19 protein-coding genes and 2 pseudogenes are annotated in these 17,716 nt (G+C 72.9%); 11 read left to right on the forward strand and 10 right to left on the reverse strand.

Translation table 11 applies throughout. The features are described from left to right. Positions 1-32 precede the first annotated feature (32 nt). The 3 genes and pseudogenes from ACZ6C1_RS20520 to ACZ6C1_RS20530 all read right to left on the reverse strand — a co-directional run. Positions 33-551: pseudogene (locus ACZ6C1_RS20520) on the reverse strand (cupin domain-containing protein); the annotation flags it as partial. A gap of 26 nt (positions 552-577) precedes the next feature. Continuing rightward, positions 578-1,810, reverse strand: coding sequence for a cytochrome P450 (locus tag ACZ6C1_RS20525; protein ID WP_469242643.1), 1,233 nt, complete (start codon positions 1,808-1,810; stop codon positions 578-580). Continuing rightward, positions 1,803-2,514 (reverse strand): annotated as a pseudogene (locus ACZ6C1_RS20530) (beta-ketoacyl-[acyl-carrier-protein] synthase family protein). The gene ACZ6C1_RS20525 and the pseudogene ACZ6C1_RS20530 overlap by 8 nt, the downstream one beginning before the upstream one ends. A 338-nt stretch (positions 2,515-2,852) precedes the next feature. Between ACZ6C1_RS20530 and ACZ6C1_RS20535 the strand changes: the two are divergent. From ACZ6C1_RS20535 to ACZ6C1_RS20550, 4 genes are all read left to right on the forward strand, one after another. Further along, positions 2,853-3,068 (forward strand): acyl-CoA carboxylase subunit epsilon, encoded by a 216-nt coding sequence (locus tag ACZ6C1_RS20535; RefSeq protein ID WP_469242542.1) that lies wholly within the window; start codon positions 2,853-2,855, stop codon positions 3,066-3,068. Positions 3,069-3,090: 22 nt separating this feature from the next. Next, positions 3,091-3,615 carry a metallophosphoesterase family protein gene (locus ACZ6C1_RS20540; protein ID WP_469242644.1) on the forward strand — a complete coding sequence of 175 codons (525 nt, stop codon included), beginning with the start codon at positions 3,091-3,093 and terminating at the stop codon, positions 3,613-3,615. A gap of 18 nt (positions 3,616-3,633) precedes the next feature. Then, on the forward strand, positions 3,634-4,845 hold the full coding sequence (locus tag ACZ6C1_RS20545; RefSeq protein ID WP_469242543.1) for a hypothetical protein: 1,212 nt from the start codon (positions 3,634-3,636) through the stop codon (positions 4,843-4,845). A gap of 126 nt (positions 4,846-4,971) precedes the next feature. Continuing rightward, positions 4,972-5,784 (forward strand): SAM-dependent methyltransferase, encoded by an 813-nt coding sequence (locus tag ACZ6C1_RS20550; RefSeq protein WP_469242544.1) that lies wholly within the window; start codon positions 4,972-4,974, stop codon positions 5,782-5,784. A 27-nt stretch (positions 5,785-5,811) separates the two neighbouring features. On the opposite strand, the gene ACZ6C1_RS20555 is transcribed toward ACZ6C1_RS20550, so the two are convergent. Then, positions 5,812-6,717 (reverse strand): helix-turn-helix domain-containing protein, encoded by a 906-nt coding sequence (locus ACZ6C1_RS20555; RefSeq protein WP_469242545.1) that lies wholly within the window; start codon positions 6,715-6,717, stop codon positions 5,812-5,814. Between the two features lie 100 nt (positions 6,718-6,817). Continuing rightward, positions 6,818-7,033 carry a DUF397 domain-containing protein gene (locus tag ACZ6C1_RS20560; RefSeq protein ID WP_469242645.1) on the reverse strand — a complete coding sequence of 72 codons (216 nt, stop codon included), beginning with the start codon at positions 7,031-7,033 and terminating at the stop codon, positions 6,818-6,820. Between the two features lie 170 nt (positions 7,034-7,203). Here ACZ6C1_RS20560 and ACZ6C1_RS20565 point away from each other — a divergent pair, with 170 nt between their 5' ends. Then, a complete protein-coding gene (locus ACZ6C1_RS20565) occupies positions 7,204-7,680 on the forward strand; it encodes an ATP-binding protein (protein WP_469242546.1) in 477 nt (158 codons plus the stop codon). A gap of 60 nt (positions 7,681-7,740) precedes the next feature. On the opposite strand, the gene ACZ6C1_RS20570 is transcribed toward ACZ6C1_RS20565, so the two are convergent. Further along, the gene (locus ACZ6C1_RS20570; RefSeq protein ID WP_469242547.1) at positions 7,741-8,130 is read right to left on the reverse strand and encodes a rodlin; all 390 of its coding nucleotides are present in this window, start codon (positions 8,128-8,130) and stop codon (positions 7,741-7,743) included. A gap of 208 nt (positions 8,131-8,338) precedes the next feature. Between ACZ6C1_RS20570 and ACZ6C1_RS20575 the strand changes: the two genes are divergently transcribed. Continuing rightward, positions 8,339-8,629 (forward strand): hypothetical protein, encoded by a 291-nt coding sequence (locus tag ACZ6C1_RS20575; protein WP_469242548.1) that lies wholly within the window; start codon positions 8,339-8,341, stop codon positions 8,627-8,629. 54 nt (positions 8,630-8,683) lie between these two features. Here ACZ6C1_RS20575 and ACZ6C1_RS20580 read toward each other — a convergent pair whose 3' ends face one another. Then, on the reverse strand, positions 8,684-9,379 hold the full coding sequence (locus ACZ6C1_RS20580; protein WP_469242549.1) for a maleylpyruvate isomerase N-terminal domain-containing protein: 696 nt from the start codon (positions 9,377-9,379) through the stop codon (positions 8,684-8,686). A 110-nt stretch (positions 9,380-9,489) separates the two neighbouring features. Between ACZ6C1_RS20580 and ACZ6C1_RS20585 the strand changes: the two genes are divergently transcribed. Both ACZ6C1_RS20585 and ACZ6C1_RS20590 read left to right on the forward strand, forming a co-directional pair. Then, positions 9,490-9,978 (forward strand): hypothetical protein, encoded by a 489-nt coding sequence (locus tag ACZ6C1_RS20585; RefSeq protein ID WP_469242550.1) that lies wholly within the window; start codon positions 9,490-9,492, stop codon positions 9,976-9,978. Positions 9,979-10,049: 71 nt separating this feature from the next. Next, positions 10,050-11,048: a DUF3048 domain-containing protein gene (locus ACZ6C1_RS20590; RefSeq protein WP_469242551.1), complete on the forward strand. Its 999-nt coding sequence runs from the start codon at positions 10,050-10,052 to the stop codon at positions 11,046-11,048. A gap of 11 nt (positions 11,049-11,059) precedes the next feature. Here ACZ6C1_RS20590 and ACZ6C1_RS20595 read toward each other — a convergent pair whose 3' ends face one another. Together ACZ6C1_RS20595 and ACZ6C1_RS20600 are read right to left on the reverse strand one after the other, a co-directional pair. Continuing rightward, positions 11,060-11,920: an aldo/keto reductase gene (locus tag ACZ6C1_RS20595; RefSeq protein ID WP_469242646.1), complete on the reverse strand. Its 861-nt coding sequence runs from the start codon at positions 11,918-11,920 to the stop codon at positions 11,060-11,062. An 86-nt stretch (positions 11,921-12,006) separates the two neighbouring features. After that, complete coding sequence (locus tag ACZ6C1_RS20600; RefSeq protein ID WP_469242552.1) at positions 12,007-12,900, reverse strand: LysR family transcriptional regulator; 894 nt, start codon at positions 12,898-12,900, stop codon at positions 12,007-12,009. A 131-nt stretch (positions 12,901-13,031) separates the two neighbouring features. Here ACZ6C1_RS20600 and ACZ6C1_RS20605 point away from each other — a divergent pair, with 131 nt between their 5' ends. Beyond that, the gene (locus tag ACZ6C1_RS20605) at positions 13,032-14,132 is read left to right on the forward strand and encodes an RCC1 domain-containing protein (RefSeq protein WP_469242553.1); all 1,101 of its coding nucleotides are present in this window, start codon (positions 13,032-13,034) and stop codon (positions 14,130-14,132) included. Positions 14,133-14,240: 108 nt separating this feature from the next. Here the strand turns inward: ACZ6C1_RS20605 and ACZ6C1_RS20610 are convergent, their stop codons facing one another. Next, positions 14,241-14,639 (reverse strand): helix-turn-helix domain-containing protein, encoded by a 399-nt coding sequence (locus ACZ6C1_RS20610; protein WP_469242554.1) that lies wholly within the window; start codon positions 14,637-14,639, stop codon positions 14,241-14,243. Positions 14,640-14,914: 275 nt separating this feature from the next. Here ACZ6C1_RS20610 and ACZ6C1_RS20615 point away from each other — a divergent pair, with 275 nt between their 5' ends. Both ACZ6C1_RS20615 and ACZ6C1_RS20620 read left to right on the forward strand, forming a co-directional pair. Continuing rightward, positions 14,915-16,462, forward strand: a complete 1,548-nt coding sequence (locus ACZ6C1_RS20615; protein ID WP_469242555.1) for an MFS transporter — start codon at positions 14,915-14,917, stop codon at positions 16,460-16,462. Between the two features lie 77 nt (positions 16,463-16,539). Then, positions 16,540-17,715: a MalY/PatB family protein gene (locus ACZ6C1_RS20620; protein WP_469242556.1), complete on the forward strand. Its 1,176-nt coding sequence runs from the start codon at positions 16,540-16,542 to the stop codon at positions 17,713-17,715. Position 17,716 lies beyond the last annotated feature (1 nt).

Below are 17,716 nucleotides of genomic sequence, written 5' to 3' on the forward strand. Positions count from 1 at the left end.
CGGTAAGCGGCCCGTGGCTCCCGGTGCGCGTCGTGCCGCAGCGGCGTGATGTGCTCGATGTCGTACCGGGCGCGCAGCGCGGCGATCGCCGTGTGGTCCGGGGGGCCGCCCCGGTCGAGGATCGCGATCAGCTCCTCGAAGTACCGCTCGTGGTCCGGCGTCGGGGACGCCTGGAAGAACGTCCTGGCGGGGCCGTCCGTACGGTTGGCGAGGGCGTGCGGACAGCCCGGCGGGACGAGGTTCACCGTGCCAGGCGTGGCCCGCACGGTACGCCGGCCGGACGGGGACTCCCGGTGCCTCCGGTCGTCACGGTCCGCACCCGCGGCTCGAACGCCAGGACGTCCAGTTCCCCGTCGAGGAGGGAGAACAGCTCCTCGCTCCGGGCGTGCACATGGACGCCCACGTCGAACGGGGGGCACCACGACCTCGAAACTCGACGCCGCCCGGGACTGCTCACCGGTCACCTTGCCGGTGACCTCCTGGGCGGGCGAGCGCGGGGCGCACCCGTGGCCCGTCGGTACCAGCAGCCCGTCGGGGGCGTCGGACGGCATGGCGGCCGACGCCCCCTGATGCGCGGTCACCAGGTCACCGGAAGGTGCTCGGGCCCGCGGATGAGCGCGCCGCGGCGGAACCGCACCTCCTCGACCGGGACGGCGAAACGCAGCCCGGGGAACCGGTCCAGGAAGGCGTCCATCAGCAGCTCGGACTCCATCCGGGCGAGCATGCCCCCCACACAGAAGTGCGGCCCGTACCCGAACGCCACATGCGGATTGGGGCTGCGGTCGAAGTCCAGCGCCTCCGGGTCCGGGAAGACGCCTGGGTCGCGGTTCGCCGCCAGGTACGAGACGTGGACCGGCTCGCCCGCCCGGATCCGTACCCCCGCCACCGTCACGTCCTCCAGGGCGATCCGGGACAGGCCCACGGTGCTGCGGTGCGGGATGTAGCGCAGCAACTCGTCGATCGCGCGCGGGCGGACGGCGGGCTCGGCGCGCAGCCGCGCCACGTGCTCGGGATGGGTGAGCAGGACGAAGAGCATGTTGCCGCAGTTGTTGGTGACGGCCTCGCAGCCGATCTGGATCAGCAGCGCCAGCCCCACCGCCTCGGACGGGGTGATCTCACCGTTCGCCACGGCCGTGCCCAGCAGCCCGATGACGCTTTCCGCGTCCCCGTCGTCGGAGGCGTCCTCGTCACGCGGCTGACTCAGCAGGTCGGCGAAGTAGGCGCACATGTCCTCCTTGGCCCGCTGGCTGCGCTCGACGCCGGGGGAGGACGACAGGATCAGTTTCGTCCACTCGTGCATCCGCGGCCGGTCGATCGCCGGCACACCCATCAGCTCGCACACCACGGCCAGCGGGAACGGCCCCAGCAGGCGCTCGGTGAAGTCGGCGGGCGGCCCGTCGGCCAGCACCTCGTCGACCAGCTCCTCCAGGACCTGCCGCGCCCGCTCGCGCAACCGCTCCACACCCCGCTGGGTGAACGCGGGCGCCACCGCCCGGCGCAGCCGGGTGTGGTCGGGCGGATCCTCGAACCCCACCGCCCCGTCGGCCGGGATGAAGTGCGGCGCCAGCCGCGTGACGTCGTTCTCGACGACCAGCTTCCGGCTGAAGCGCGGGTCGTCGGTCACCGCCTTGACGTCGTCGTAACGGGTCACGAGCCAGGCCCAGCCCTCACTGTTGGGCAGCTTGATCCGGGTGATCGGCCCCTCGCGCATCAGCTCGGCGAGCACCGGGTCGAAATCCACCCCGTACAGGTCGAGGGCGGGCCAGTGGCGTACCGGCGGCAGTGCCGCCGTGGTCGTCGTCTCATCCAGCACGGGTCGATTCCTCCACCAGGACACGGTCGGGTACGTCCTTCAGCACGCGGGTGCCGAGGCGTTCGGACACACGGTCGGACACCGTCCAGCGGCCGAGCGACATCTCGGCCGTGATTCCGGGGCCGAACCCCGCCGGCAGCCCCCGGCCGCGCGGTGGGATGCGCGCTTCCCTCGTCGAACAGCCGCCGCAGCGCGTCCACGACGACGGCGCTGGCGATGCCACGCGGGTGGCCCCAGGACACGAGTCCAGGTCGGAGGCGTCCCAGCCGTGCTGCCCGCCGACTCCTCGAGAGCCGGAGCCAACGGCTCCATGGTGCCGGGCACCCGCTTGTCGAGCTTGAAGTGGAAGCCGGTGGAGCGCACGTCGTACGCGATCCGGTCCTCCGTTCCGGGAACCGGGTACGAGTCGTTGTGCTCCAGCGCCACGCCCGTACCGTCCCGGCCCCGCACGACGGCGGCCGCGAGCCCGTCGGCGAACAGGCCGTTCGACATCAGGTTGCCGACGCCGAGGTCGGCCGGCTGGTAGCACTGCTCGATCGGCCGCAGCAGGTGCCGCTTCCGGACGCCCGTGTTCTCCATCAGCCGCAGGGCGAGTCGCGGCCGGGGTGGTCCGCGTGAATGGTCCGCGCCAGGTAGAGCGTCTGCTGCACGGTGATCACGTGCTCGGGGACGGAGACCGCGGGTCTGCACAACGTGGCCATGATGCAAGCCCTTTCGTCGCGATTGCACTCAAAGGATCCAGGACCGGCGATCGTCGCGCGCGTCGAAGAAGACCCGCCGGGGTACGGCGAAGCGGTGACGGGGCGCCCCCCGCCCCGGCGGTTCCGCCCCGTCGGCCGACGGCGCCCTCCGCCCGGAACCGCGCCGACGGGCGGCGGACCGGCGAGCGACGCCGACACCCGGACGGAGCACAAGGCCCGGCATCACGCCATCGCCGCCCGTTGCGCCATGGCCGGGCACGGTCACCGCCGTTCCCCGGTTCGCCCGGACGGGGGAGCAGCGGATGCCCCGGCGGGAGCACGCGGCGGAGCATGAGCGTATGCCCCTCCATCTCCGGATCGTCCACGGCCGCCCGACCCCTACCGAACTCGCGGCCCTCACCGCCGTACTGACCGCACTCGCGTGCCGGACCGGCCCGGAGGGGCCCGGAACCGGTACGGCCGCGCGCCGGGCCGAGTGGGACCGGGGCTGGCGGGCCCACCCGGCCCCCGGATCGTGGCGCGCCCGATTCGGCCTGCCGCCGCGGCACCATTGACGGGGTGAAGGCGACCCACGACGTGCGACTGCTCCTCACCTCCGACACCCACCTGCCCAAACGCGCCAAGCGGCTGCCCACGGAGCTCCTGGCGGGCGTCGAGGTCGCCGACGTGGTGCTGCACGCCGGCGACTGGGTGGACACCGCCACCCTCGACCTCCTGGAGGCCCGCGCCCGACGGCTGGTGGCCGTCCACGGCAACAATGACGGCCCCGAGCTGCGCGCCCGGCTGCCCGAGGTGGCGCGCGCCGAGCTCGGCGGCCTCCGGTTCGGGGTCGTCCACGAGACAGGGCCGGCGCAAGGCCGCGAACGCCGGTGCGAAGAGCGGTTCCCCGACCTGGACGTCCTGGTCTTCGGACACAGCCACATCCCCTGGGACAGCACGGCCCCCGGCGGCCTGCGGCTGCTCAACCCCGGCTCGCCCACCGACCGCCGCCGCCAGCCGTACTGCACGTACATGACCGCCGTGGTCACCGGTGGCCAACTGGCCGAGGTCCGCCTCCACCGCCTCCCTCCTCGCCACCCGGTGCCGCCCGGCACCCGGTAGAGCGGATACGGTGCCGGTGTGGTGATCGACACGGAGGACACGGCCGGGACGGCGCTGCTGCTGGCGGCCGCACCCGTCGGCAAGGGGCGACTGATCGACGCGGTGGGCGTGCTTCCGGCGCTCGCCGCCGTGCCGCCGGGCGCGCTGACCGGCACGGCGGCCGCGACCCTGGTCGAGCTGGCGGACCCCCTCGACCCGCAAGCGGTGCTCACCCGCCTTCGTGCCGCCGTGGCCGCGCCCGGCCCGCTCTCGCTCTACATCGCCGGACAGCTCCACCTCGACCACCGGCAGCGCCTGCCGCACCTCGCCCTGGCCCGGACGTCACCGTCCACCCTGCGCTACACCGCGTTGCCCTGGCACTGGATCGCCGGCGAGCTGAAGCTCCGCCGGCCGGGGACGACCACGGTCGTCGTCGACCTGGTCGCCGACGACCCGACCTGGCTCCAACTCACCACAAACCGGGGTCTCCTCGCGCTGTGCCACGGGGTCCGCGTCTACGGCCGGGTCGTCCCGCCGCCCGCGCGCCGCACGATCGGGAGCCCCGACTACCTCAAGGCCTGCGCCACGATCTGGCGCAGTGGAGCCCGCCCGCCGCTCGCCGCCCTCCACGAGCAGGTCGTCGCGCAGACCGGGGAGCAGCCGGCCGCGGTGCCCGGCGCGCTGCTGTTCGCCGCGGACTTCCCGCCCACGCCGGCACCGACGCCCCCTGTGCCCGCGCCGACTCCCGCCCCGGTGTCGACGCCGACGACGACGTCCGTGCCCGCCGTTCCGCCCGCACGGCAGGAGACCGGTACCGATCCACTGCCGTCCATCCTCGCCGCCGCCGCGTCGGGCCGGCACGGCGAAGCCGCGGCGGCAGCCGCCGCCTGGGAGCAGCACGCGCACCGGACGTACGGTTCCGGCTCGCCCCAGGCGATCCACTGGCTGGAGGTACGCGCCGACCTGGCCCGCCTCGCCCGGGACCCGGCGGCCAGCTGCCGGCTGTGGATGGTGGCCGCGGAAGCCCGGCTGGCGCGCCGGCAGACCCTCGACGACCCGGAGGTGGAGGGCGCCGTCGACCGGGCCCACCACCAGTGGGAGCAGCTTCACGACGCGGACACCGCCCGGGCCCTGGCCCCGGCCCTGATCGCCCTCCGCCGCCGGGTGCCCGGCCGCCAGCGCGGAGCGCTCCAGGGGCTGCAACAGCGGCTCGAACGCTGGCACGACACCACCGAAGGTGTCATGCGCTGACACGATGGCCGAAAGACGTCGCCGCCGACCGCGCTTACGGCCGTTCCTCATACCGGCGCGCCGACTCTCCCTAGCATGTGCCTCTCGTACGACCGACCTGACGACACCGAGGCGGATGAGGACTGGATGGCACGCGAGTTGTGGAGCCCGGCGGAAATCGACACGACCGTGCCCAGCGTGGCGCGCATGTATGACTTCTTCCTGGGCGGCAGTGACAACTACGAGTCCGACCGCGAGGCGTGCGAGCTGCTGCTGAAGCAGGTGCCGAGCACGAAGGCGCTGGCGGTGAACAACCGGCACTTCCTGCGGCGGGTGGTGCGTGTGCTGGCCGCGGAGTACGGAATTCGCCAATTCATCGACCACGGCTCCGGCCTGCCGACCCAGGACAACGTCCACCAGGTCGCCCAGGCCGTCGACCCCGACGCCGCCGTCGTGTACGTCGACAACGACCCCATCGTGCTGGCCCACGGCCGTGCACTCCTGGACGAGAACGACCGGACGGCGGTCATCCAGGCGGACATGCGCGACACGGAGGGCATCCTCGGACACGACGAGACCAGAAGGCTGATCGACTTCAGCCGTCCGGTCGCGGCCCTGTTCGTGTCGGTCCTGCACTGCATCCCCGACGAGGACGACCCGGGCGCGCTGGTCCGGCGGGTCGCCGAACGCCTCGTACCGGGAAGCTTCCTCGTGGTGTGCCAGCTCGTCAGCGACCGTCCGGAGATCCGCTCCTTCGTGACCGACTTCATGGCGGAGGCCACCGACGGCCACTGGGGCCGGGTCCGCGAGGAGCGAGAGGTGGCCGAGTTCCTCACGGGCCTGGAGATTCTCGAACCGGGCCTCGTGGAAGTGTCGACCTGGCGCCCCGACAACGACCTGGCCCCCACCCAGCAGACCGATGAATGGCTGGAGTGGGGCGGCGTCGCGCGGGTCGTGTGAACCGGCCGGCGGCGGCCGCCGACCCCGTCAGGAGTAGTGCCGGACGCGCTCGTCGAGCAGCGCCAGCGACTCCTTCGGAGTGAGAGCACAGGCCCCCAGTCTGTCGAGCATGTCCCGGTACTGCTCGACGGTCTGGGGCTTCTGGCTGAAGGTGCTGTCCGTCAGGTGCTCGATGTAGACGGCGTCCTTGAGGTCGCCGAGCGCGAACCGCAGGTACGTCACACCGGTGCCCACACCCACCGACGCGGTGAGGTCCAGCGGGGCGATCTGCACCGTGACGTGGGAGCGCTGCATCATCGCGGCGAGGTGCTCCAGTTGCTCCCGCATCACCCGCGGGCCGCCGACCGTGCGCATCAGGACCGACTCGTCGATCACCGCCCACAACCGGGGCGCGTCCGGCTGGTCGAGCTGCCGCTGGCGCTCCTGCCGCAGGTCCACCCGGCGCCCGACCTCGTGGGGGAGGAGCCGGGCGGGGCCCGACTCGATCACCGCCCGCGCGTAGGCCGGGGTCTGCAGCAGGCCCGGCACGTAGAACGGCTCGTACGTGCGTATGATCGCCGCCGCTCCCTCCAGGGCGACCAGCGGGGTGAAGAAGTCCGACAGGACGTCGCTGAACGAGCGCCACCAGTCGGGCCGCCGGGACTGCGCGACCAACCGCTGGAACTCCGCGACCAGTTCCTCGTCCTCCACGCCGTACAGCCGCAACAGCGCCTCGGCGTCGGCCGGCTTGCAGCCGTGGCGGCCCAGTTCGAGCCGACTGGTCTTCGACCGTGAGAATCCCAGGCGGACGTCGACGTCCGAGGGGTCCAGCCCGGCGCTCACGCGTAGTTCGCGCAGCTTGCCGCCCAGGATCAGCTTCAAAGCGGTCGGGTTGTTCTCGACCGCCCCCAGGGGCCGGACGAACAACGACGGACTCCGTTCCGTGGCGGTCATCGGGGCGCTCCTGCTCTGTGAGGACACGACAGTATCCAGCACGGGGCGGCGCGGGCCAGAGAGCGGGTCGCTCCTGTGGCCGATTCGGTCTCGTGCCGTCTCAGTCCATTACGGAGTCGAAGTCGCCGTCGCGGGCTCCCGCGACGAAGGCCGCGATCTCGTCACGGGTGTAGATCAGCGCGGGGCCGAGGGGATCGCGGGAGTTGCGGATCGCGATCCGGCCACCGGGAAGTGCCGCCAACTCGACGCAGTTTCCGGTGGCGTTGCTGTACTCGCTCTTGGTCCAGGTGACCGGACCCAGGTCTCCGGCCCGCATACCGTTGAAGAACTCCACACCCACCAACCCCTGCCGTCTCGTTCAGGTGTTCTCGTCAGGCCGGAATGCAATCCCAGATGCAATTGCATTTCGAGCACTCGGCCGACGATACTCGTTCCAGATCGGTTGCCGCACCGTCGAACACCGAAGCCTGCAGGGGGACATGCCCAGTGACGGCTCATACGTCGGCCTTATCGCGTACGGACACCGCGCTGCCGCGCGACGAGAGTCTGGACGCCTTCGCCGCCTGCGGGCTCGGCGGGTGTCCGAGGAGCGCGGGGCACGCGCGGCGGTTCGTCAGGGCCACGCTGACCGACTGGGCGCTGCCGTCGCTGGTGCCGGACATGACGCTGATCGTCAGCGAACTCGTCACCAACGCCGTCCAGCACGGTCTGGCCACGCCGTCCTCCCCGCCCTCCGACCACCCCGTCTGGCTGGGCCTGTTCCGGTACCCCGGCGTCGTGGTGTGCGCCGTCTCCGACCCGAGCTGTGACCCGCCGCGGCCGCGCGCCGCCCACGACACCGCGGGCAGCGGCCGGGGTCTCGCCCTCGTCGAAGCCCTCTGTGAGTCCTGGTCCTGGGACCCGGCCCCTCAGCGGGGCAAGACGGTCTGGGCGACCCTGTCCCTGCCCGGCGACCCGGCCTGAGCCCCGACCGGCTGAGCCGGCCCGCACGGCGCCCGGCACCATGCGGACCGGCCACGCGCATCAGTCCTGAACGGCGGCCGAGAGGTTCTCGGAGATGACGTCCTCCAGGATGTGCGACAGGGCGCTGTCACCCTTGACCGCCGTGGAGTTCTCCGCGCACTGCTGGTTCTGCGTGTCGTTCACGAGGTCCTGGACACCGATGTTGATCAGCAGGATGTTCTGGACGTCGCCCTCGACCGGCAGGCCGACGCACAGCTTGTTCAGCGACCCCTGAACGAGCCCGACCTGCGGGCTCATGTGCCCACCGGTCTTGGTGTTGCCGTACGACTGGGTGGCGAAGTTGCCGTTCTGCGTGTCGATTCCGCGGTCACCCACGGCGGCGGCCATCGGCGCGGACACGCCGAGGACGGCGGCGGCGACGCCGGCCGTGGCCAGAACCTTCTTGATCATGTTCGTCCTTCATCGTTCGAGACACCCGGATTCCCGGGTTCCTTTGCGCAACAGGCCGTCCCCCGACGCGTCACGGCCGCGGGATCAGGAGACGGTGAGTTCACCCCTTTGCCGCAGTGCGGGGACACCGGTGCGCCCGGTGAACCGGACGGGGCGCGTTCGGGCCAAGGGGGAATGACATCGCCCGCGGGCGGTCACACATGGGTGCATGAACCATTCCGCAGCGGACGAGCGGGTCGTCGAACGGCTCGTACCGGCATGGCTGGAGGAGGCGGCGCGGCATGACGCGCGGGCCGCCGAGGAGGCCCGTGAGGCGTGGCGGCGCGGAAGCCTGTCCGCCGACACCGCCCGGGAACTGGCCGACTGGGTGACGGCCCGGGTCACCGACACGGGTTTCAACAAGGACGAGGGGCCCGCCCCGGACGGGCCCGTACGCATCAGCGTCGCCGACAAGGCGGCCGTCCACCGCTGGCTGGCCGCACAGGGGTACGACGTCTGACCGGGGCGACGCGCGCCGGCCGGGCGCGTACCGCACAGGCGCGCGCCGCACACGTCAGCCGAACAGGGGGAAGCGGGCCGCGTCCGGGCCGAGAGCGGTCCGTTCGGCCGGGCTGAGCGCGGCTCGGCCGGTGGCCGCGCGGGCGTAGTGCGCGTCGTCCCACGGCAGGGGAACGGGACGGCCCAGGAGCCCGTCCAGCGTCCGGCGTACCTCGGCGAGCCCTTCGGGGGAGGGGCCCGGCAGCCCGGCCGGCCGGACGCCGAGGTCGAGGTGGTGGATCGTCGCCTCCACCGCCAGGGTGCGCAGCAGATCGCCCGCGCTCAGGACGTGCCCCTGTGTGACGACGTGCTGCGCCGGATCGGTGTGCTCGGCGGCGTGCAGGACGGCCGCTGTCGTCTCCAGATACAGCTCGCGCAACTGCCCGAAGTGCAGGAACATCCCGGCGACCGTCCGTGCGAACCGGCGGCCCTGCGCCGCGCGTTCCCTGCCCTCGGCGTCCTGCTGCCGCCAGTCGGCCCAATAGCTGACGGCGTCCCGGTCGGGCGTCGCGTCCGTGGGGGTGTGCAGGGCGTTGAGGGCGCGCTGGGCATCGGTCAGGCAGTGGAACACCAGGTCGCGCACGGCCCAGCCGGTGCATCCGGTCGGCGCCCATGAATGGTCGTCGTCGGTCTCGCGGACGGCGGCCATGAAGGCCCCGTACGCCGCGCGCAGCACATGGCTCGGACTCGTGGGGTTGTCGGCACGTGTCATGAGGCCAGTGTGCGGCAGGCGTCGTGCCACGAACCCGGCGTCGGGTTGGTGTGTACCTGACGCTAGAGTGCGGTGCTCGATCCATTGGCGTACGGAGGAGGGGGCGGCGCATGAGTGCGCAACTGCGGGAGGCGGCAAGCGAGTTGGCGGCCGTGCTGTGGCGGGAGCACACCGTCTACCGTGAACGGTCCGGGGGAGTGGTCATCCGTGGCGAGCACGTCAAGCGCTGGATCAGTCTCGCCCCGGCCGGGGGCAGGGACGAGATACTCCTCCGGGCGGGCCGCATCCTGGACGGCGGGACGACCGCCCCGGCCCGCTCGGAGGCCGTCATGCCGCTCGGCGCGGGTACGGCGGAGCTCGCCGCCGCGTGCCGGCGCCTGCTCGCCGAGACGGCCGCCGACGGAGCCGCCCGTGCCGCGCGGGTGACCGGCACGGCCGACGGGGCCCGGCGGAAGGCGGCGGCGCGGCCCCGGCGCCGGAAGCAGCCCCGCCGGCCGGGGAGCAGGGGGCGACACACGGGTGTGGGCTCCTGGATCGTCCTGCTGTGCCTCGCGGGTGTGGTCGTATACCACCTGTGGAGCATGGGCGCGATGCCGTGAAGTGACCAGGCCGCGGTTCTGTTCCGGCACTGCTTTTCGTGGTCCACTTGAGGCAGGCAGGAGCGAGACCGATGGATGCGAAGCGCAAGTCGGTACCGGCCGGTGCAGCCGTCGCCGTGGTGATCACCGCGGCCATGACCGCCGGCCTTTACGCGTGTTCGGGATCCGCCCCGGCGCCCACGCCGCTGTCGTCCACCCCGCCGGGCCCGGCACAGGCCCGGGGTGTCTCGCCCTTCACGGGGCTCGCCGCCAAGCCCGCTCCCGTGATCGCCGTCAAAATCGACAACGTCCGTCCGGCACGTCCCCACACCGGCCTGCGCGCCGCGGACATCGTCTACGTCGAGCAGGTCGAGTCCGGGCAGACCAGGCTCCTCGCGATCTACTCCTCACGGCTGCCGCCCGAGGTGGGGCCGGTGCGCAGCGCACGCGAATCCGACCTGGAGCTGCTCCGGCAGTTCGGCCGCCCCGCCCTCGCCTACTCGGGCGAGCAGTCCGCGCTCCGGCCGCTGATCGACGCCGCCCCCCTGTTCGCCCTGACCCCGGGCGACGTCCCCCGGGCGTACTTCCGCGGCCAGGACCGCCCGGCCCCGCACAACCTGTACGTCCGGCCCGAACGCGCCCTGGCCGCCGTGCCGAAGGCCGACAAGGCCAAGGACATCGGCTTCCGCTTCGGTGCCGCGCCGGCCGGTGGCAAACGGGTGAACGAGCACACCGTGCGCTACCCGGCGGCACGGTTCACCTTCACCTGGTCGGACGCCGGCAAGCGGTGGCTCGTGGCCATGGACGGGACGCCCGCCCGCACCACGGACGGCGGGCGGGCGGCGGCCCGGACGGTCGTCGTGCAGAACGTCGAGGTCCGCCCCTCCACGTTCCGGGACCGGGGCGGCAACGTCACCCCGTACACCGAGACCGTGGGGTCCGGCACCGCCCTCGTCCTGCGCGACGGCAGGAGCCATGACGCACGGTGGACCCGCCCCGCGGCGGACGGCGGCACCACCTTCACCACACCCGCCGGACAGCCCCTCAACTTCGCCCCCGGCCAGGTCTGGGTGGTGCTCAAGGGCCGCTGACCGCCCGGACCTCACCCTGTGGCGTTCAACCGCGCGAGCTGCTCCGGCGACAGCGCGAGCCCGGCGGCCGAGGCGCAGTCCCGTACGTTCTCCGGGCGGCGGGCCCCCGGGATCGGGATGACGCACGGCGACAGGGCGAGCATCCACGCCAGGCACACCCGCTGGGGGCTCACGCCCAGTTCACCGGCCACCTCGTGGAACGCGCGGTGCCGTGACCCCAGCGCGGCCGCCTCGCCCATGCCGCCGAGCGGGCTCCACGGCAGGAACGCCAGCCCCAGCCGCTCGCACAGCTCCAGCTCCGGAAGACTGCCGCGGAAGGAGGGGGAGAACTGGTTCTGCACGGCCACGAGCCGCTCGCCCAGGATGTCGTGGGCCAGCCGGATCTGATCGGGGTCGGCGTTCGAGACGCCCACCGCACGTACCTTCCCCGCGTCGCACAGCTCCCTCAGCGCGCCGACGGAGTCCGCGTACGGGACCGCGGGATCCGGGCGGTGGTACTGGTACAGGCCGATGGTCTCCACCCCCAGCCGCCGCAGCGACGCCTCGGCCGCCCGGCGCAGGTGCCCGGGCGAACCGTCCAGCGCCCACGAGCCGTCCGGGCGGGTGTGACCGCCCTTGGTGGCGACCAGGACGTCCGAGGTGTCGCCACCGTAGGCCGCCAGAGCGGTGGCGATCAGCGTCTCGTTGTGCCCGGGGTCACCGGCGTCGAGGTGGTAGGCGTCGGCCGTGTCGATCAGGGTGACGCCCTCGTCGAGCGCCGTGTGCAGGGTCGCGATCGCCTGCCGCTCGTCCGGCCGTCCCAGGACGGACAGCGGCATGGCGCCGAAGCCGATCGCACTCACCTCCACGGATCCGATACGGCGGGCCGGCATGGCGGGGTGTGTTCGTGTCACTGTCACCGTCCCAGCCTCGGTGCCGTGCCCCGTCGCCGTCCAACACAGGCTGGTGATGGCAGCCATCAGCCGTCCCGATCGCCGACCCCTCCCGGCAGCGAGGACAGCAGCGCCCGCACGGCCGCCGACGGCCGGGCGTGCGCCGGCCACGCCACCGACACCTCCCACCCGACGTCCGTGGCCGGAACGAGGCACCGCAGACCGCGGGCCTGCTCCTTGTCCGCGACCGAACGCGGCACGAAGGCCATCGCGGCCCCCCGGCCCACCACTTCGAGGAGCTTGTGCACATCGTCGAGCTGCATGGCGAGGCCGCGCCGCACCCCCGCGGCGGCGAACGCGGCATCGGCGACCCGGCGCGAGCCCCATTGCGGGCGCAGGTCCACGAACACCTCACCCGCCAGCTCCTCCAGCGCCGCGGGCTCCCGCCGGTCCGCCCACGGGTGCCCCGGCGCGCACAGCAGCACCATCGGCTCCCGCGCCAGCGGCCGCAGCCGCAGGCCCGCCGTGTCGCCCGGCCCGGCGACGAAGGCCACGTCCAGGCGGCCCTGCCGCAGCCGCTCCAACAGCACGGCCGACCCGGCCTGCTCGACGTGTACGTCCACCGAAGGGTGCCGCGCCCCGAACTCCATGAGCGTGCCGAACGGGTCGGCGGCGCCCATGCACTGCTCGGTCCCCACCCGCAGCGTCCCGCCGACCACGTCCCGCACCGCCGCGACCGCCTCACGCGCCGCGGCCGCGCTGTCCAGCGTGCGCCGGGCCTCCCGCAGCAGCGCCCGGCCCGCGTCGGTCAGGTCGACGCCGCGCGCCGTCCGGACGAACAGCTCGGCCCCCAGCTCCCGCTCCAGGGCCCGCACCGACGCCGACAGCCCCGACTGCGCCAGGTGCAGCCTCGCCGCGGCGCGCGTGACGTTGCGCTCCTCGGCGACGGCCACGAAATGTTCCAGATGCCGAAGCTCCACGTCAGGCAGTCTAGGGACACGCCTCCGTATGCCCCCACGTGCGGGTGATCCCTGGCGCGGGAGGAGCACGTACGCGCGCCGCACGGGCACGGCTCCCTGCGTGAGGAGCCGATACCGGGAGGGAGCCTCGTATGAGCACCGGACCCGACGGCCGTGCCGTCCTGGCATGGGGCGTCAACCACTGTGGACAGCTGGGCGACGGCACACGCGGTGAACGGGGCGCCCCGGTGGTCCTGCGCGACCTCGGGGACGCCGTCGTCTCCGTGGCGGCCGGCTCCCACCACACCCTGGCGCTCACTCGTGACGGCACAGTCCTGGCCTGGGGCGCCAACCACTACGGCCAGCTCGGCGACGGTACGCGACAGGACCGCCGGCGGCCGGTGCCCGTCACGAAGCTGAACGGGGTGACCGCTCTCGCGGCGGGCGGCGGCCACAGCCTCGCCCTGCTGGCGGACGGCACCGTACGCGCCTGGGGCGCCAACGACTGGGGGCAGATCGGCGACGGCACCCGGCACGACCACCACGTGCCCGCCCCCGTGCCCGGCCTGCACGACGTCGTGGCGATCGCGGCGGGCGGCGGCCACAACCTCGCTCTGCTGAAGGACGGCACCGTCCGGAGCTGGGGCTCCAACAACCGGGGACAGCTCGGCGACGGCAGCAAGGACGAACGCCGCACACCCGTGGCCGTCCGCGACCTCGGGGACGTCACGGCCGTGTCCGGCGGCGGCTACTTCAGCGTGGCCCTGCTGGCGGACGGGACGGTACGCGCCTGGGGTACCAACCACTGGTACCAGCTCGGGGACGGCACCAACGAGGAGCGCCGCACGCCCGTACCCGTCCGCGGCCTCGCCGGCGTGAGGTCCCTCGACGCCGGATGGCACCACACCCTGGCGGTGCTCGAGGACGGCACCGTACACGCGTGGGGCAACAACCACTGCGGCCAGCTCGGCCTCGACCCCGGCCACGGCCCGGCCGCGCCGGTCGCCGTCCCCCGCGTACAGCGGGTGCACCGGGTGACGGCCGGCTACCGGCACAATCTGGCCGTGCTCGCCCCCCGGGGGACCGACGGACCGCAGTACTGCCTCACCTGGGGCCTGGCCCCCGACGAACGCCGGAACGGCCCGGAACCGGCGCGCGTCGACCTGACCGGCGACCACCCCGGGCGCCGCGTCCGCTCCCTCGCCGCGGGATGGGCACACACCGTGGCCCTCGTCGAACACGTCGACGCATAGGGGTCGGCGCCGCGGCTCCGTACCCGCTCGACCGCGTGGGCGTCCGACCGGGGCCGCACCGATCACCGCGTGGTACCGGCGCCCGGCCGGACAGCCGCCGAACAGGTCCTACGCCGCCAGGCCGAGCCGGGCCTGCCGGGCGTTCGGCCGAAGTGCCCCGGCCGTCCGCGCCCGCCGGGAGCCGATCGCGCTCACCGCGGAACCGTCGCTCACGGCAGCGGGGACTCGACCGGTCGTCGCCGACCGTGTGCGGGCGGGGCGGGTCAGCCCGGCCTGGGCGAGGGCGAGGAGATCGGCCAGCCCCAGCCCGAGGGCGTGGCCGACGGCCGCGAGCACTTCCGAGGAAGCCTCCTTGCGGCCGCGTTCCAGCTCCGAGAGATAGGGCATCGAAATCCGGGCCGCGTCGGCCACGTCCTTGAGCGTGCGTTCCTGCGCGTGGCGCTCACGACGCAGGACGTCACCGACGATGTGCCGCCACAGCGGCTCTTTGGGCGGATGAGTGTTCATCCGTTCACCGTAGGAGCGTTGAGCCCGAACGGCTCCACCGGAGCGGGGAATGGCGTTCCGCTCTCGGTGGAACGCCCGGGGGAGCGCGGAGTGCGGACCCGCCGCCCGCCGGCCGGGGACCGCGGCACCCGTGGTTCGCGTGCCGGGGGCGATGATCGCACACGTGATCGACTGGTCCGGTTCCGCCCCCGGCCTTACGGTCGAAAGAGTGAACGGAGCCGTCTCCTACGACGCTCCGGAACCATCCGCTGACCCTCCGACGAGGGATGCGCGCCATGACCGGAATGCAGCCGACCCCCGCACCCCGCACCACCACCCCGGAGCGGGGCGGCGGCAACGCGATGGCCCTGGTGGTCATCGCCTCGTGTCAGCTGATGGTGGTCCTCGACATCACCATCGTGAACATCGCTCTGCCGCAGATCCAGAGCTCGCTTGACTTCTCGACCACGAACCTCTCCTGGGTGGTCAACGCCTACACGCTCACCTTCGGCGGCCTCCTGCTGCTCGGCGGCCGTGCGGGCGACATCCTCGGCCGCCGCCGGGTGTTCGTCTTCGGTGTGCTGCTGTTCGTCTTCGCCTCGCTGCTGGGCGGCCTGGCGCAGAACTCCGGGCAACTCCTCGCCGCCCGTGCCCTCCAGGGCGTCGGCGGCGCCATCGCCTCCCCGACGTCCCTCGCCCTGATCAGCACGACGTTCCGGGAAGGCCCGGAACGCAACCGGGCGTTCGGCGTGTTCGCGGCCGTCTCCGCGGGCGGCAGCGCCATCGGGCTCCTGGCCGGCGGCATGCTCGTCGAATGGCTCGACTGGCGCTGGGTGCTGTTCGTCAACGTACCGATCGGCCTGCTCATCGTCCTCGCCACACCCCGCTGGATCAAGGAGTCGGAGCGCCACCCCGGCAACTTCGACATCGCCGGGGCGCTGACGTCCACCGTCGGTATGGTCCTGCTGGTCTACGGGTTCATCCGGGCCGCACAGGACGGCTGGGGCGATCCGCTCACCGTGGCGTCCTTCGCCGCGGCCGTGGTGATCCTCGCGGGATTCGTCCTCGTGGAACGGCGCTCCAGACAACCCATCACCCCGCTGCACATGTTCGCCGACCGCAACCGTTCCGGCACGTACGCGATCATGCTCAGTCTCGCCGCCGCGATGTTCGGGATGTTCTTCTTCCTGACCCTGTTCGTCCAAAACGTCCTCGGCTTCAGCCCGCTCCAGGCCGGTCTCGCGTTCCTGCCGGTCAGCGCGATCATCGCGGTGGGGGCGGGGATGGCCTCCCAGCTCCTGCCGCGCTACGGACCCAAGCCCTTCATGGTGACCGGAGGACTGCTCGCGGCGGCGGGCCTGGGCTGGCTGACCCTGACCGACGTGCACTCCACCTACCTCGGCAGTGTCCTCGGCCCGATGCTCGTCTTCGGCCTCGGCATGGGCATGGAGTTCGTCTCCCTCACCCTGATGGCGCTGTCCAACGTCCCCACCCATGAGACGGGCGCGGCGTCCGGGCTCCTCAACGCCACCCAGCAGGTCGGTGGTTCGCTCGGACTGTCCATCCTCGTCACCGTGTTCGGCACGGCGAGCGCCAACGAGGCCGAGAAGCAGATCCCGGCCTTCCTCTCCCAGGCGAGCCCCGTGGAGCGCCTGCGCTTCCAGCGCACCGGAGAACTGCCACCGCCCTGGGCCGATGAGGTCCTGACGTCCGGCGTCTCCGCCGCGTTCATCGTCGCGGCCGTCTTCACCGCCGTCGCGGCGCTCGTCGCCCTCCTCGTCATCCAGGTGCGCCCCTCCGACATCGAGCGTCTCAAGGGCGGGCTGGGCCCGGGCGGTGTGTGACCGGGCCGTACACCACCGGGACGAAGTACCCCGTGGACCCCGGCGGATCGGCCACCCGGCGCCTAGAATCGCCGGGCATGGAGCAGACACCGCACGGCTCGCCCGACGATCCCAACCCGCTCCGGCGGCTCTCCCTGGAGCAGCTGCGCCGCCGTACCAGCGTGAAGTGGCGCACCTACCCCGACGACGTACTGCCCCTGTGGGTCGCCGAGATGGACGTTCCCCTGGCCGAACCCGTGGCGCGGGCGGTCACCGACGCGATCGCCATCGGCGACACCGGGTACCCCGCCGGGACCGGCTACGCCGAGGCGCTGGCGGCGTTCGCGAGCGAGCGATGGGGCTGGCACGCCCTCGCCGTGGACCGCACGCGACTCGTGCCCGACGTGATGCTCGGCATCGTCGAGGTGCTCAAGCTGATCACCGGCCCCGGTGACGCGGTCGTGATCAACTGCCCCGTCTACAACCCGTTCTACCTGTTCGTCGAGCACATGCAGCGCCAGGTCGTGGAGGCACCGCTCGACGCGCGCGCAAGGATCGACCTGACCGTCCTGGAGGACGCCTTCCGGCGGGCGGTCGCCGGCGGGCGCCGCGCCGCGTACCTGCTGTGCAGCCCCCAGAACCCGACCGGCACCGTGCACACCGCCGAAGAACTCGCCGCGGTGGCGGCGCTCGCCGACCGCCATGGCGTACGCGTCGTCGCCGACGAGATCCACGCGCCCGTCGTGTCCCGCACGGCACGCTTCGTGCCGTACCTGAGCGTGCCGGGCGCCGACAGCGGCTTCTCACTGATGTCCGCGTCCAAGGGCTGGAACCTCGCCGGCCTCAAGGCCGCGCTCGCCGTGGCCGGACCGGCCGCCGCCGACGACCTGGCGGCGATGCCCCCCGAGGTCGGCCACGGGCCGAGCCACCTCGGTGTCATCGCCCACACGGCCGCCCTCCGCGACGGCGGCGACTGGCTCGACGCCGTGCTGGACGGACTGGACGAGAACCGGCGCCTCCTGGTCGACCTCCTGGCCAAACACCTGCCCGGAGTACGCCACATACCCGGCGAAGGGACGTACCTGGCGTGGCTGGACTGCCGGGCGCTCGACCTGGGCGACGACCCGGCCGCCGTCTTCCTCGAACGCGCCAGGGTCGCCCTCCACCCCGGTCCGCCGTGCGGCACCGGAGGCGCCGGCCACGCCCGCCTCAACCTCGCCACCTCTCCCGAGGTGCTCGGCGAAGCGGTACGGCGCATGGCCGACGCCCTCTGAG

It is taken from the genome of Streptomyces sp. NPDC041796 (assembly GCF_055590785.1).

Excerpts from the sequence above, each read along its gene's own strand:
- ACZ6C1_RS20620 (WP_469242556.1), top strand. The coding sequence starts at position 16,540 with ATGGAGCAGACACCGCACGGCTCGCCCGACGATCCCAACCCGCTCCGG.
- ACZ6C1_RS20550 (WP_469242544.1), top strand. The coding sequence starts at position 4,972 with ATGGCACGCGAGTTGTGGAGCCCGGCGGAAATCGACACGACCGTGCCC.
- ACZ6C1_RS20595 (WP_469242646.1), bottom strand. The coding sequence starts at position 11,920 with ATGCCGGCCCGCCGTATCGGATCCGTGGAGGTGAGTGCGATCGGCTTC.
- ACZ6C1_RS20575 (WP_469242548.1), top strand. The coding sequence starts at position 8,339 with ATGAACCATTCCGCAGCGGACGAGCGGGTCGTCGAACGGCTCGTACCG.
- ACZ6C1_RS20590 (WP_469242551.1), top strand. The coding sequence starts at position 10,050 with ATGGATGCGAAGCGCAAGTCGGTACCGGCCGGTGCAGCCGTCGCCGTG.
- ACZ6C1_RS20580 (WP_469242549.1), bottom strand. The coding sequence starts at position 9,379 with ATGACACGTGCCGACAACCCCACGAGTCCGAGCCATGTGCTGCGCGCG.
- ACZ6C1_RS20555 (WP_469242545.1), bottom strand. The coding sequence starts at position 6,717 with ATGACCGCCACGGAACGGAGTCCGTCGTTGTTCGTCCGGCCCCTGGGG.
- ACZ6C1_RS20615 (WP_469242555.1), top strand. The coding sequence starts at position 14,915 with ATGACCGGAATGCAGCCGACCCCCGCACCCCGCACCACCACCCCGGAG.
- ACZ6C1_RS20535 (WP_469242542.1), top strand. The coding sequence starts at position 2,853 with ATGCCCCTCCATCTCCGGATCGTCCACGGCCGCCCGACCCCTACCGAA.
- ACZ6C1_RS20610 (WP_469242554.1), bottom strand. The coding sequence starts at position 14,639 with ATGAACACTCATCCGCCCAAAGAGCCGCTGTGGCGGCACATCGTCGGT.
- ACZ6C1_RS20570 (WP_469242547.1), bottom strand. The coding sequence starts at position 8,130 with ATGATCAAGAAGGTTCTGGCCACGGCCGGCGTCGCCGCCGCCGTCCTC.
- ACZ6C1_RS20605 (WP_469242553.1), top strand. The coding sequence starts at position 13,032 with ATGAGCACCGGACCCGACGGCCGTGCCGTCCTGGCATGGGGCGTCAAC.
- ACZ6C1_RS20585 (WP_469242550.1), top strand. The coding sequence starts at position 9,490 with ATGAGTGCGCAACTGCGGGAGGCGGCAAGCGAGTTGGCGGCCGTGCTG.
- ACZ6C1_RS20560 (WP_469242645.1), bottom strand. The coding sequence starts at position 7,033 with ATGCGGGCCGGAGACCTGGGTCCGGTCACCTGGACCAAGAGCGAGTAC.